We start from the raw sequence: 13,995 nt of genomic DNA on the forward strand, positions 1-13,995 counted from the left end.
CGGTCAAACAAATGACGATCGCCGCCGGAACCCGCCTTGGCCCGTACGAGGTCCTTTCGCTCCTCGGCGCCGGGGGGATGGGAGAGGTCTACAAGGCCCGGGACACCCGCATCGACCGAGAGGTGGCCCTGAAGGTGCTGCCGGAAGAGTTCTTCGAAGGCGAAGAGGGGAGAGGGCGGTTCGAACGCGAGGCTCGGCTGCTGGCAAGCCTCAATCATCCGGGAATCGCCACCCTCTACTCGTTCGAAGAAGTCCCCTCTTCCTCCTCTTCTTCCTCCCGCCACCTCCTCGTGATGGAGCTGGTCGAGGGCGAGACGATTTCGAGCCGCCTCGCGAGAGGTCCCATCCCGCTCGAGCAGATGCTCCCGATCGGGATCCAGATCGCCGACGCCCTCGACCGGGCGCACCGGCAGGGAATCGTGCACCGCGACCTCAAGCCCGCGAACGTCATGCTCACGAAGGGCGGCGTGAAGCTGCTCGACTTCGGCCTCGCCAAGACGCTGGCTCCGCAGGCGGCCCCGTCGGGCGTCACGTCGCTCCCGACCATGGCGTCGCCCCAGCACCTCACGCAGCAGGGGACCATTCTCGGGACGTTCCAGTACATGGCGCCCGAGCAGCTCGAAGGCGGCGACGCCGACGCGCGGAGCGACATCTTCTCGTTCGGCGCCGTTCTCTTCGAGATGGCGACGGGGAGAAGAGCCTTCGACGGCAAGAGCCAGGCGAGCCTCATCGGCTCGATCCTGAAGGACACGCCGCCCGCCGCCTCGTCGCTTGCGCCCATGACGCCGCCGGCCCTCGACCGCGTCATCGCGACCTGCCTCGCGAAGGATCCCGACGACCGCTTTCAGACGGCCCACGACGTCCGGCTCCAGCTCCAGTGGATCACCGAGGGCGGATCGCAGGCGGGTGTCCCCGCGCCGGTCGCCCACCGCCGGAAGAGCCGCGAGCGCCTCGCCTGGACGATCGCCGCGGCTGCGCTCGTCCTCGCGGCGGGCCTGGCGGCGGTCGTCGTGAGAGCCGGCCGGAAGCCCGAGCGAATCTTCCGGTCCGCTCTTCCGCCTCCGGAGGGCACGAACTTCTGGCTCGATTCGAACGGCCCCGGACCGGCCGTGATTTCCCCGGACGGCCGCCAGGTCGCGTTCACGGCGTCCAACGCGTCCGGCAAGGTCAACCTCTACGTGCGCACACTGGACGCGGCCGAGGCCCACGTGCTTTCGGGAGCGGAGGGAGCGCAGTACCCCTTCTGGTCGCCGGACGGCCGTTCGCTCGGCTACTTCGCGGCCGGAAAGCTCAGGACGATCGACGCCACGGGAGGCTCGCCGCTGACGCTCTGCGCCGCTGCGGAGGGAAAGGGCGGGACCTGGAGTCCGGCCGGGGTCATCGTCTTCACGCCCGGCCCGACGTCGCCTCTCTTCAAGGTCTCCGAGAAGGGAGGCGAGGCCACGCCGCTCACGAAACTGGACGTCGCGCGCGGGGACGACTCGCATCGGCACCCCCGGTTCCTGCCGGATGGGAAGCACTTCCTCTACATCGCGCGCTCGCTGAAGGCCTTCTCCGACGGTCATCCGGTCCTTGCGGCCTCCGTCGACGGAGGAACGGAAAAACTCATCCTTCGGTCGCCGGCCATGGCCCTGTACGCGTCGGGCCACCTCCTCTATCTGCGCGAGTCGACGCTCATGGCGCGGCCGTTCGACGCCAGGCGTCTCGCCTTCACGGGAGACGCCGCTCCCGTCGCGGAGAAGATCCTCATGCCCGCGATCGGAACGGGGATCGGCGTCTTCTCGGCCTCGCAGAACGGGATCCTCGTCTACCAGACCGCGCGCGGCGAGCAGACGGCGAGGCTGCAGTGGTTCACGCGCGACGGAAAGCCGGACGGGACGCTCGGCGAGCCCGCCGACTACGCGGATGTGGCCCTGTCGCCGGACGGCAAGCAGGCCGTCGCGACGATCCGGGACCAGGCGACGGGAACGCGCGACCTCTGGATCTTCGACCTCGCCCGCGGCGTGCGCACGCGCTTCACGTTCGATCCCGCCGACGACGTGTCCCCTCTCTGGTCTCCCGACGGCGGCGCGGTCGTCTTCTCGTCCAACCGCAAGGGGCACTACGACCTCTACCGCAAGGCGCTCGACGGATCCTCCGAGGAGGAGGCGATCTTCGCGTCCGACGCCGACAAGTACCCCTCCTCCTTCACGCCCGGCGGGCGCTCGCTCGTCTTCCAGGAGCCGGCGAAGGACGTGGGCATCGAGATCCGGATCCTCGCGCTGGACGGCTCCCGCAAGCCGGAGCCCTGGCTGCGGACGAAATTCAACGAGTTTCCGTCTCCGCTCTCTCCCAATGGAAAGTGGCTTCCGTACAGCTCGGAGGAATCGGGCCGGTGGGAGGTCTACGTGACGTCCTTTCCGCGGCAGGGGCGCAAGTGGCAGATCTCGACCGAGGGAGGGGCGTACGCGTACTGGAGCACGGACGGCAGGGAGATCCTGTATCACGACCTCGGCGGGATGATCCACGCGGTCACCGTCGCGGAGCGCGGCGAGACCCTCGAGGTCGGGCAGAGCCGGCCTCTCTTCCGCGCCCCCGGGCCGAACCCGTCGGGCGCGTCGTTCAGCCCTACGGCCGACCACCAGCGCTTCCTCGTCGTGGGCGAGGGCCAGAAGCCCAACGCGCTCCTCGACGTGGTCGTGAACTGGACGATCGCGAAGGGGTCGAGATGACGATCGCGGCGGGCACGCGCCTCGGGCCGTACGAGGTCCTGTCGCTCCTCGGAGCCGGGGGCATGGGGGAGGTATACCGGGCGAGGGACGCGAAGCTCGCGAGGGACGTCGCGGTCAAGGTCCTGCCCGAAGATCTCTTCGAAGGTGAAGAGAGGAAGCAGCGGTTCGAGAGAGAGGCGCGCCTGCTGGCGAGCCTGAACCATCCGGGGATCGCCGCCATCTACTCATTCGAAGAAATCCCCTCTTCCTCTTCGAACCGGCATCTCCTCGTCATGGAGCTCGCCGAAGGCGAAAGCCTCGACAAGAAGATCGCGTCGAGCGCTCTTTCGCTCGAAGAATCCCTTTCTTTCGCGCGACAGATCGCCGAGGCGCTGGAGGCGGCGCACGAGAGGGGCATCGTCCACCGCGACCTGAAGCCGGCGAACGTCGTCGTCTCGGGCGAGGGACGGGTGAAGCTTCTCGACTTCGGCCTCGCGAAGGCATTCGAGACCGAGGCGACCACCTCTTCTCCCTCCATCTCCATTTCGCCGACGCTCACGGCGCGGGCGACGGCGGCCGGGATGATCCTCGGAACGGCGGCCTACATGGCGCCCGAGCAGGCGCGGGGCAAGCCTGTCGACAAGAGGGCCGACGTCTGGGCGTTCGGCGTCGTGCTCTTCGAGATGCTGACGGGCAAGCGGCTCTTCCAGGGCGAGACGGTGAGCGACACGCTCGCGGCGGTCCTGCGCGACCCGGTGGACTTCGGGAAGCTGCCCCCGTCGACGCCGCCGTCCGTGAGGGTGCTCCTCGAGCGCTGTCTCGAGCGCGACCCGAAACAGCGCCTGCAGGCGATCGGCGAGTCGCGCATCGCCCTCGAAAGGACGATCGCGGGGACCTCGGGAGCCATGAGCGCCGGAACGGATTCGGGCTCAGCCGTCGGCGTCGCGGCTCCGTCCCCCGAGCGCCGCGCGTTTCCGTGGGCGGTCGGCGTCGCGATCGGCGCCCTGGCCGTCTTAGCCGTCTGGATGCCGTGGAAGAAGGCGCCCCGGCCGGCACCCATTCGAATCAGCGGCGAGCTCGGGGCCGACGCCTCTCTCGTGACCGAGCTCGGCCCCGGCGCCGTGCTCTCGCCGGACGGGACGCTCCTTGCATTCGTCGCCCAGAAGACCGGCGGCGGGTCGGCGCAGATCTGGGTGCGGCGGCTCGACCAGCTTCCCGCCGCGCCGCTCGCCGGGACCGAGGGTGCGCGGGAGCCCTTCTTCTCGCCGGACGGAAAGTGGATCGGCTTCTCCGCGGACGGGAAGCTCAAGAAGGTTTCCGTGACCGGCGGCGCCGCCGTCGTTCTCTGCGAGGCTCAGAACCTGCGTGGCGCCTTCTGGACGGAGGACGGGTCGATCGTCTTCCTTCCGAATTCCGGGCCCGGCGTCGCGCTGCTGAGGGTCCCCGCCGCGGGCGGGAAGCCCGAGCCGTTCACGAAGCTCGAGGAGGGAGAGGTCACTCAGCGCTGGCCGCAGGTCCTTCCGGGCGGCAAGGCCATCCTCTATACGGGGCACGCGACGACATCCTCGGGGTTCGAGGACGCGAACATCGTCGTGCAGCCGCTGCCGAAGGGGCCGCGGAAAATCCTCCAACGCGGCGGGTATCACGGCCGGTACCTCCCGAGCGGGCACATCGTCTACGTCCACGAGTCGACGCTCTTCGCGGCGCCGTTCGATCTCGGGAGGCTCGAGCTGACCGGTCCGCCGGTGCCCGTCGTCGAGGGAATCGCCTCGACGCCCAACAGTGTGGGCTCGAACTTCGCCTTCTCGGACGACGGCACGCTCGTGTATCTGCCGGGGAAGAGCGTGGGCGCGGCCTCGCCGATCCACTGGATGGACCGGGAGGGCAAGACGTCGGTGCTCCGCTCCGCGCCGTCCGCCTGGAACGACATCCGTTTCTCGCCAGACGGCCAGAAGATCGCGCTGGACGTGACCGACGGCGGGCAGACCGACATCTGGGTGTACGAATGGGCGCGGGACACGATGTCCCGCTTCACGTTCGACCTCGCCGAGGATTCGCATGCGGCGTGGGCGCCGGACGGCAAGCGCATCGCATTTGCTTCCGCGCGAGCCGACAAGGCCGTGACGAACCTCTACTGGCAGCGAGCCGACGGGACCGGAGACGTCCAGCGGCTCACCGAGAGCAAGGTCCGGCAGATCTCCACGTCCTTCCATCCCGGCGGGCGCTCTCTGGCGTTCATGGAGCAGGATCCCAAGACGAGCTGGGACATCATGATCCTCCCGATCGAGGGGGACGAGGCCGCCGGCTTCAAGCCCGGGAAGCCCACCGTCTTCCTCAACTCGCCGTTCATCGAGGTCTGGCCGGAGTTCTCGCCGGACGGCAGGTGGCTCGCCTACATGTCGAACGAGTCGGGACGGTACGAGGTCTACGTCCGCCCCTTCCCGGGCCCGGGCGGGAAGTGGCAGATCTCGACCGAGGGCGGCGGGTTCCCGACCTGGTCGCGGGCGAGCCGCGAGCTCTTCTTCGGACAGGACGGGAAGATCATGGCCGTTCCGTACTCGGCGGACGCCGCTTCTTTCCGCGCCGAGAAGCCGCAGCCCTTGAGCGGAGGGCGGTACAGCCCCACCGGCCCGTTTCGCGCATTCGACCTGCATCCGGACGGGAAGCGCTTCGCGATCCTGAAGCCGCCGGATTCCCAGGCCGACGTCCGGCACGACAAGGTCGTCTTCGTCTTCAACTTCTTCGACGAGCTCAGGCGCGTCGCGGGGACCGGGAAGAAGTGACGATCGCCGCCGGAACCCGCCTCGGACCGTACGAGGTCCTCTCGCTCCTCGGCGCCGGGGGGATGGGGGAGGTCTACCGGGCGAAGGATCCTCGCCTCAATCGGGAAGTCGCGGTCAAGGTCCTGCCTGAAGATCTCTTCGAAGGTGAAGAGAGAAAGCAGCGCTTCGAGAGAGAGGCGCGCCTCCTCGCAGCGCTCAATCATCCCGGAATCGCCGCGATCTACTCATTCGAAGAAGTCGCCGGGCGGCATCTCCTCGTCATGGAGCTCGCCGAAGGCGAAAGCCTCGACAAGAAGATCGCGTCGGGCGCTCTTCCACTCGAAGAATCTCTTTCTCTTGCCCGGCAGATCGCCGAGGCGCTGGAGGCGGCGCACGACAGGGGCATCGTCCACCGCGACCTCAAGCCGGCGAACGTCGTCGTCTCGGGCGAGGGACGGGTGAAGCTCCTCGACTTCGGCCTCGCGAAGGCGTTCGAGAACGAGAACGGATCATCGCCGGAGATCTCCGCTTCGCCGACTCTCACGGCGCGCGCAACGGCCGCCGGCGTGATCCTGGGGACGGCGGCGTACATGTCGCCCGAGCAGGCGCGCGGCAAAGCGGTGGACAAGAGAGCCGACGTCTGGGCGTTCGGGGTCGTCCTGTTCGAAATGCTCACGGGAAAGCGTCTCTTCCATGGCGAGACGGTGAGCGACACGCTCGCGGCCGTCCTGCGGGATCCGGTGGACTTCGGGAAGCTGCCGCCGTCGACGCCACCGTCCGTGCGGGTCCTGCTCGAGCGCTGCCTCGAGCGCGACCCGAAGCAGCGCCTGCAGGCGATCGGCGAATCGCGCATCGCCCTCGAAAGGACGATCGCCGGAAGCTCGGGCGTGCGTGCCGGGAGTCCACGTGAGACCGCACCGGCGCCGCGAGCGAGCCGGATTCCTCTCTATCTCTCCTGGGCGATTGCGGCCGCGTGTGCGGCCGCGGCGGGGGCGCTCGCGCTGCGCGCCCGCGCCCCCGAGGAGCGCGTCTACCGCGCGACGATCAACCCGCCCGAAGGAACGGTCTTCGCGGTCGACACGACGCAGCCGGGGCCGGCCGTTCTCTCGCCGGACGGGCGCAAGCTCGCGTTCACGGCCCGCGGGGCCGACGCGAAGGTGCGGCTGTACGTCCGGTCGCTCGATTCCGTCGAGGCGCGGCTGCTCGCGGGGACCGAGGGCGCGCAGTTCCCGTTCTGGTCGCCCGACGGGCGCTTCATCGGCTTCGGTGCGGACCAGAAGCTCAAGCGGATCGAGGCTTCGGGTGGTCCGCCGTCCGTCATCTGCGCGACGACCGACTTTCCCAAGGGAGGAGCCTGGAGCCCGGCCGGAGTCATCGTCTTCGCGCCGGCGTCCGGCGGCCCGCTCCACCTGGTTTCCGAGAACGGCGGCGAGTCGAAGCCGATCACGAAGCTCGACGTAAAACGGGGCGACAACTCGCACCGGATGCCGTTCTTCCTTCCGGATGGAAAACACTTCCTCTATCTCGCGCGCATCGCGAGCGCGCTTCCCGCGGAAGGCCATCAGCTCCTGGTGGGCTCGGTCGACGGCGGCGAGTCGAGGGCCATCGTCCGCTCGCCGGCGGCCGCGGAATACGCGTCGGGGCACCTCCTCTTCCTGCGCGACCGGGCGCTGATGGCACAGCGCTTCGATCCCTCTCGTCTGACGCTGGAGGGCGAGCCGCACCCCGTGGCCGAGAACATCAGCGTGCTCACGGGCGCTGCCAAGGCTCTCTTTTCCTCCTCTCAGGCCGGGGTCCTCGTCGCCCAGGTCGGAGCGGCCGTCGTCCTGGGGGCTCAGCTCGACTGGGTGGATCGTGGCGGCAAAGTGCTGGGCTCGCTGGCCGATCGCGCGCCCTACGACGAGGCCAGCATCTCGCCCGACGGCAGGAGCGTCGTCGTGTCGGCCCTCGACCTGAAGGCAGGTACGCACGATCTCTGGATCTGCGACGTCGCGCGGAACCTCAAGACGCGGTTCACGTTCGAGCCGGGGGAGGAGCTCACGGCACGCTGGTCCCCGGACGGGCGGTCGCTGGCCTACGTTTCCAATCGCGGCGCCCAGCAGGGCCTCTACCGCAAGCAGGTCGAGGGCTCAGGCGTGGAAGAGCTGCTGTACGCGTCGGAATCCGTGAAGCTCCCGAGCGGCTTTTCGCCGGACGGAAAGCTCCTCGCCTATCAGGAGCTTGGTACCGAGACGAACTTCGACATCTGGATCCTGCCGCTGACGGGAGACCGGAAGCCGTATCCGTTCCTCAAGACCAGCTTCAACGAGGCCAACGCCGCTTTTTCTCCCGACGGGAAGTGGCTGGCGTACGACTCGAACGAGTCCGGCCGGAACGAGGTCTACGTGGCCCCGTTCCCCGGCCCCGGCCGAAAGTGGCAGGTCTCGGCCCAGGGCGGGGGGTATCCCTCCTGGCGTCAGGGCGGGAAGGAAATCCTCTATCAGGAGCTGCAGACGAACAGGGTCTTCTCCGTTCCCGTGACCCTCAAGGGCGATACGCCGGACTTCGGGCGGGCCGCGGAGCTCTTCGTGGCGCCGCAGCCCCTCGCGGGAATCGCGTCGCGATGGGACGCGACGGCAGACGGAAAAAAGTTCATCGTGATCCGGCCGAATCAGACGCGGGAGACAGGGTCGTTGACCCTCGTCGTGAACTGGACGGCGGAGCTGAAGGGGAAGAAATGAGCCCGATTACGCTCGCCGTCTTCGAGGCCAGCCTGAAGCGCTGCGAGGCGCGTCCCGACTTCTTCGACGTGTTCTACGCGAGGTTCCTTGCGTCCTCCCCGGACGTGGCCGAGAAGTTCAGGGGCACGAACTTCGAACGCCAGAAGGAGCTGCTGCGCATTTCGCTCCATCACCTTCTTCTCGTCGCGCGCGATTCCAAGCAGGGACCGGACCCATATCTCGAGGACATCGCCGTCAAGCACGGGTCCGGCCATCTCGCGATCGGCGCCCACATGTACGACCTCTGGCTGGACAGCCTGCTCGAGACCGTTCGCGAGTGCGACCCCGAGTGCTTCCCGGAGGTCGAGACCGCCTGGGAGGAAGTCATGATGGTCGGGATCCACTACCTGTGCGCGAACTACGAGGGGCGGCACCGCAAGTGACGCTCGCCGCCGGCAGCCGCCTCGGGTCGTACGAAATCCTCTCGCCGCTCGGCGCGGGAGGGATGGGCGAGGTCTATCGTGCGACCGATTCGCGACTCGGGCGGTCGGTTGCGATCAAGGTGCTGCCGGAAGATTTCCTCGAAAGTGAAGAGAGCAAGCTCAGGTTCGAGCGGGAAGCGCGCACGCTTGCGTCGCTGAATCATCCGAACATCGCCCATCTCTATTCATTCGAGGAAATCCCCGGCTCTTCCGCGTCGTCTCCGCGCCACCTTCTCGTCATGGAGCTCATCGAGGGCGAGACGCTCATGGAGCGCCTCGCCGGCGGCCCGCTCCCGCCCGAGCAGCTCCTGAAGGTCTCGGTCGAGATCGCGGCCGCGCTCGAGGCGGCGCATCACGCCGGCATCATCCACCGCGACCTCAAGCCCGGGAACGTCATGCTGACGAAGTCCGGCGTGAAGCTCCTCGACTTCGGCCTCGCGAAGGTGGCGGCGCCGGCGGTGAAATCGTCCTCGGTGACGTCGCTCCCTACCGAGATGCCGCGGGCGATCACGCAGCAGGGGACGATCCTCGGGACGTTCCAGTACATGGCGCCCGAGCAGCTCGAGGGCAAGGAATCCGACGCGCGCAGCGACATCTTCTCCTTCGGAGCGGTGATCTACGAGATGGCGACCGGGAAGAAGGCCTTCGACGGGAAGAGCCACGCCGCCCTGATCTCGTCGATCCTCAAGGACGAGCCGCCTCCCGTCTCGGCGGCCGCGCCCATGACGCCTCCGGCGCTCGACCGCGTCGTGAAGACGTGCCTCGCGAAGGATCCCGAGGACCGGTTCCAGACGGCTCACGACATCAAGCTGCAGCTGCAGTGGATCGCGGAGGGCGGCTCGCAGGTCGGCCTTCCCGCCCCGGTCGCTCACCGCCGGAAGAGCCGCGAGCGTCTCGCGTGGGGCCTTGCCGCGGCGGCGACGGCGGCGGCGGCCGTTCTCGCATTTGGATTCGTCCGCCGCGCGCCCGCGCGCCCCAAGCTCGTCCGATTCGAGATCGCGAACCCGGACGGGATCACGTCGATCGACGCGCCCCGCATCTCTCCGGACGGCCGGCACCTCGCGTTCAACGCGACGGATTCATCCGGCAAGAGCCGCATCTGGGTGCGGCCGCTCAACGCTCTCGTCGCCCAGCCTCTCGCCGGCACCGAGGACACCACGCGACCCTTCTGGTCGCCCGACAGCCGGTACCTCGGCTTCTTCGCGGAGGGCAAGCTGAAGAAGATCGACGTCTCGGGCGGGCCGCCCCAGAAGATCTGCGACGCCCCGGGGGGCGCCGACGGCTCGTGGGGCGCCGAGGGCGTCATCCTGTTCGACGGGACCGGCACCCAGCCCATCAACCGCGTTTCGGCCGCGGGGGGAATTCCCGTCGTCGCCATCAAGCCCGACGCCTCGCGCAAGGAGGGCCAGGTCGGCTGGCCGGAGTTCCTCCCGGACGGAAAGCACTTCCTCTACATGGCGATCGGCCAGAAGGCGGAAGACAGCGCGTACCGCATCGGGACCCTCGATTCGGCGGAGACGAAGCTCCTCGCGCCGGCGCAGACGATGGTCACGTACGCGCCACCCGGATATCTTCTCTTCGTGCGGGACAAGACGCTCGTCGCCCAGCCCTTCGACGCGAAGGCCCTCAAGACGACCGGCGAGCCGACTCCGCTGGCCGAGCACGTCGGGACCGACAACGTCGGCCTCGCGCTCTTTTCGGTCTCGCGCGACGGGACCCTCGCGTATCGCACGGGCGAGCGGGGAGACCGGTTCCTCTGGGTGGACCGCTCGGGCAAGGAGGGCGAGGTCGTGGGCGACCCTGGCGACGCCCACAACCCGGCGTTTTCTCCGGGCGGCGACCGCCTCGCCTTCGACCTCGCGGATCCGCGGAGCGCGCGGACCGACGTCTGGATCCGGGACCTCAAGCGCAACGTCAGCTCCCGGTTCACGTTCGGCGCCGAAGGGGCCTCCCTGCCTCTGTGGTCGCCCGACGGCCGGCGCATGGTCTTCGCCGTGGGCGACGACCTTTTCGAGAAAGCCGTCGAGGGCCAGGGAGAGGAGAAGGTCCTCCTGAAGTCCGGCGAGAGCAAGTTCCCCGGCGACTGGAGCCGCGACGGGGGAACGATCGCATTCTCGAGCCTCGGCAAGGACACCAACTGGGACATCTGGATCCTGCCGATGTCCGGCGACAGGAAGCCGGCCCCGTTCCTCAAGACCCAGTTCTCCGAGCTGAATCCGGCGTTCTCTCCGGACGGCCGATTCCTGGCGTACCAGTCGAACGAGTCGGGGCGCATGGAGATCTACGTCCAGAGCTTCCCCGGTCCGGGCGGCAAGTGGCAGGTTTCCACCTCGGGCGGCCGGGAACCGCAGTGGCGGGCCGATGGCAAGGAGCTCTTCTACCGCGGTCTCGACCAGAAAGTCATGGCCGTCGACGTCCAGACGGGAAGCAGCCTCACGGCGGGGACTCCGCAGCCGCTTTTCCAGGGACGTTTCGACACGGCGGTCTCGCGCAGCCGCTTCGTCCCGACCGCCGACGGGAAGCGATTCCTCACCGTTGCTCCGCTCGGGCGCGAGGCGATGACGCCGACGACGATCGTGCTGAACTGGTTCGCGGAAATGGGGAAGTGACGTGACGCTGACCGCCGGCATGAAGCTCGGTTCCTACGAGATCCTCTCCCCGCTCGGCGCTGGAGGGATGGGAGAGGTCTACAGGGCGAGAGACTTGCGACTCGGGCGGGAGGTGGCGCTCAAGGTCCTGCCGGAAAATTTCCTGGAAGGTGAAGAGAACAAACAGCGCTTCGAGAGAGAGGCCCGGGTGCTCGCGAGCCTCAATCATCCGGGGATCGCCACTCTCTACTCATTCGAAGAAGTCCCGTCCTCCTCTTCCTCTCACTCCCGCCATCTCCTCGTCATGGAGCTGATCGACGGCGAGACGCTCGCGAGCCGCCTCATGAAGGGTGCGCTGCCGCTCCCGCAGGTGATTGCTTTCGGGGTCCAGATCGCGGACGCCCTCGACCGGGCGCACCGGCAGGGGATCGTCCACCGCGACCTCAAGCCGGGAAACGTCATGCTCACGAAGAGCGGCGTGAAGCTGCTCGACTTCGGCCTCGCCAAGACGCTGGCGCCGCAGGCGCAGACCTCGGGCCTCACGTCGATGCCGACGATGGCGTCGCCCCAGAACCTCACGCAGCAGGGGACGATCCTCGGGACGTTCCAGTACATGGCGCCCGAGCAGCTCGAGGGGGGCGAGGCCGACGCACGCAGCGACATCTTCTCCTTCGGGGCGGTCCTCTACGAGATGGCGACCGGGAAGAAGGCCTTCGACGGGAAGAGCCAGGCGAGCCTCATCGGCTCGATCCTGAAGGACAGCCCGCCGCCCGTCTCGTCGATCGCGCCGATGACGCCGCCGGCCCTCGACCGCCTGGTCGCGACCTGCCTCTCGAAGGACCCGGAGGACCGCCTCCAGACGGCGCACGACGTGAAGCTCCAGCTCCAGTGGGTCGGCGAGGGCGGCTCGCAGGCCGGACTTCCGGCGCCCGTCGCCGCCCGGCGCAAGAACCGGGAGAAGCTCGCGTGGGCGCTCGCGGCCGCGGCCGCGGTCGCCGCGCTCGTCTTCGCGATCGGATTCCTCCGGCGCGCTCCGCGCGTCGTCACGCCGATCTCCGCCGCGATCCCGCTTCCCGAGAAGACGTTCGTCGAGTCGATCGCGCTCTCTCCCGACGGGAGAACGCTGGCGTTCACCGCCGGGAAAACGGGCGCTCAGCCCGGTCTCTGGGTCAGGACCCTCGGGTCCCCGGCGGCGCACCCGGTAGTCGGCGCCGAGGAAGCCAGCTTTCCCTTCTGGTCTCCCGACAGCCGGTTCATCGGTTACTTCACACAGGGATCCCTGAAGAGGATCGACCCGTCCGGCGGGCCGGCACTCACCGTCTGCGATGCGGCGCGGGGCGTCGGCGGCACCTGGAACCGCGACGGCACGATCGTCTTCGGTCCGGCGCCGACGTCGCCCCTCTTCCGCGTCCCGGCATCGGGCGGCAAGCCGGAGCCGGTCACGCGGCTCGACGCGTCCCTGCGCGTCACCGCGCATCGATACCCCTGGTTCCTGCCGGACGGGCGGCACTTCCTCTACATGGCCGCCAACCTGTCGGGGAACACGGGCGATCCCGCGAACTCGATTCGCGTGGGCTCGCTCGACGGGAAGACGGACAAAGCCGTGGTCGCCGGGATCGCGTCGAATCCTTCGTTCGTCGCGGGACACGTTCTCTATCCCAGCGAGGGAGCGCTGCTCGCGGTGAAGATGGATCCCGCGCGGCTCGAGGTGCGGGGAGACCCCGTCCCCGTCGCGCAGCGCCTGAACGTCACGAATTGGTACGGCTATGTCCAGTTCACGGCCTCGGACGACCTCCTCCTCTCGACCCCGGCCTTCGCCATCCCGTCGCAGCTCGCCTGGTTCGACCGGAACGGCCGGCCGGCCGGGACGATCGGCGAGCCCGGTCTCTGGTTCGCGCCACGCCTCTCGCCCGACGGCCGGAGGATCGCGGTCGGTATGCTCGATCTCGGCCGGAATACGTCCGACATCTGGCTCTTCGACGCTGCCGGAGGAGCCGGTACGAAGTTCGTGTTCGGCAGCGGCAATAACTTCTCGCCCGTGTGGGCTCCCGGCGGCGACCGGCTCCTCTTCGGGTCCGACCGGAAGGCGAAGGGGTCGCGGCAGGATCTCTGGACGAAGTCTCTCGACGGGAGCGCCGAGGAGATCCTGCTCGAATCGCCCGACGCCCGGATCCCCGAGGATTGGTCTCCGGACGGGAAGTCTCTCTCGATCGACAACGTCCCGGCGCAGGGAAAGAGGAACAACCAGCTCTGGATCATCGAGACGGCGGGAGAGAAGAAAGCCCGTCCGTTCGCGACGGAAGCGAACTACCAGGGATACAGCCGGTTCTCTCCCGACGGGCGATGGCTCGCCTACGATTCCGACGAGTCCGGACGGTCCGAGGTCTACGTTCGGCCGTTTCCGGGGCCCGGCGGCCGCTGGCAGATCTCGACGGCGGGGGGCGGCCAGCCGCACTGGCGCCGCGACGGCAAGGAGCTCGTCTTCCTCACCCCCGAGAACAAACTCATGGCGGTCCCGGTCGGCACGACCCCGGGATTCCAAGCCGGGCCGCCCGCGCTCCTGTTCGCGATCCATCCGAGCCTGAACGGGGCGGCCTACGACGCCACCGGAGATCACCAGAAATTCCTCGTCAACACCGTCCCTGACGAACAGGGCTCGCCCCCCCTGAGCCTGCTCGTCCACTGGACGCGGCTCCTCGAGAAGCACGAGGAATCGCGCCGATGACGCTCGCCGCCGGAACGAAGCTCGGTGCGTACGAAGTCCTCGCCAAGAT

General features: G+C 68.5%; 6 protein-coding genes. All 6 read left to right on the plus strand.

What is annotated here, in order from left to right; translation table 11 throughout:
* Positions 1 to 11 precede the first annotated feature (11 nt).
* Genes IPL89_18835 through IPL89_18860 form a run of 6 tightly spaced genes read left to right on the plus strand, consistent with a single transcriptional unit; the run spans position 12 to position 13,946 of the window.
* The gene (locus IPL89_18835; GenBank protein MBK9065206.1) at positions 12 to 2,711 is read left to right on the plus strand and encodes a serine/threonine-protein kinase; all 2,700 of its coding nucleotides are present in this window, start codon (positions 12 to 14) and stop codon (positions 2,709 to 2,711) included.
* Positions 2,708 to 5,473, plus strand: a complete 2,766-nt coding sequence (locus tag IPL89_18840) for a serine/threonine-protein kinase (protein ID MBK9065207.1) — start codon at positions 2,708 to 2,710, stop codon at positions 5,471 to 5,473. The genes IPL89_18835 and IPL89_18840 overlap by 4 nt, the downstream gene beginning before the upstream one ends.
* Positions 5,470 to 8,172, plus strand: coding sequence for a serine/threonine-protein kinase (locus tag IPL89_18845; GenBank protein MBK9065208.1), 2,703 nt, complete (start codon positions 5,470 to 5,472; stop codon positions 8,170 to 8,172). The genes IPL89_18840 and IPL89_18845 overlap by 4 nt, the downstream gene beginning before the upstream one ends.
* Entirely contained in the window at positions 8,169 to 8,594 is a 426-nt protein-coding gene (locus IPL89_18850) for a globin (protein ID MBK9065209.1), read from the plus strand. The genes IPL89_18845 and IPL89_18850 overlap by 4 nt, the downstream gene beginning before the upstream one ends.
* On the plus strand, positions 8,591 to 11,242 hold the full coding sequence (locus IPL89_18855) for a protein kinase (GenBank protein ID MBK9065210.1): 2,652 nt from the start codon (positions 8,591 to 8,593) through the stop codon (positions 11,240 to 11,242). The genes IPL89_18850 and IPL89_18855 overlap by 4 nt, the downstream gene beginning before the upstream one ends.
* A 1-nt stretch (position 11,243) precedes the next feature.
* The gene (locus tag IPL89_18860; GenBank protein MBK9065211.1) at positions 11,244 to 13,946 is read left to right on the plus strand and encodes a protein kinase; all 2,703 of its coding nucleotides are present in this window, start codon (positions 11,244 to 11,246) and stop codon (positions 13,944 to 13,946) included.
* Positions 13,947 to 13,995 lie beyond the last annotated feature (49 nt).

The organism is Acidobacteriota bacterium, assembly GCA_016716715.1.
Classification (GTDB): Bacteria; Acidobacteriota; Thermoanaerobaculia; order UBA5066; family UBA5066; genus Fen-183.

Coding starts and splice junctions, on each gene's coding strand:
- IPL89_18835 (MBK9065206.1), top strand. CDS start 12: ATGACGATCGCCGCCGGAACCCGCCTTGGCCCGTACGAGGTCCTTTCG.
- IPL89_18840 (MBK9065207.1), top strand. CDS start 2,708: ATGACGATCGCGGCGGGCACGCGCCTCGGGCCGTACGAGGTCCTGTCG.
- IPL89_18850 (MBK9065209.1), top strand. CDS start 8,169: ATGAGCCCGATTACGCTCGCCGTCTTCGAGGCCAGCCTGAAGCGCTGC.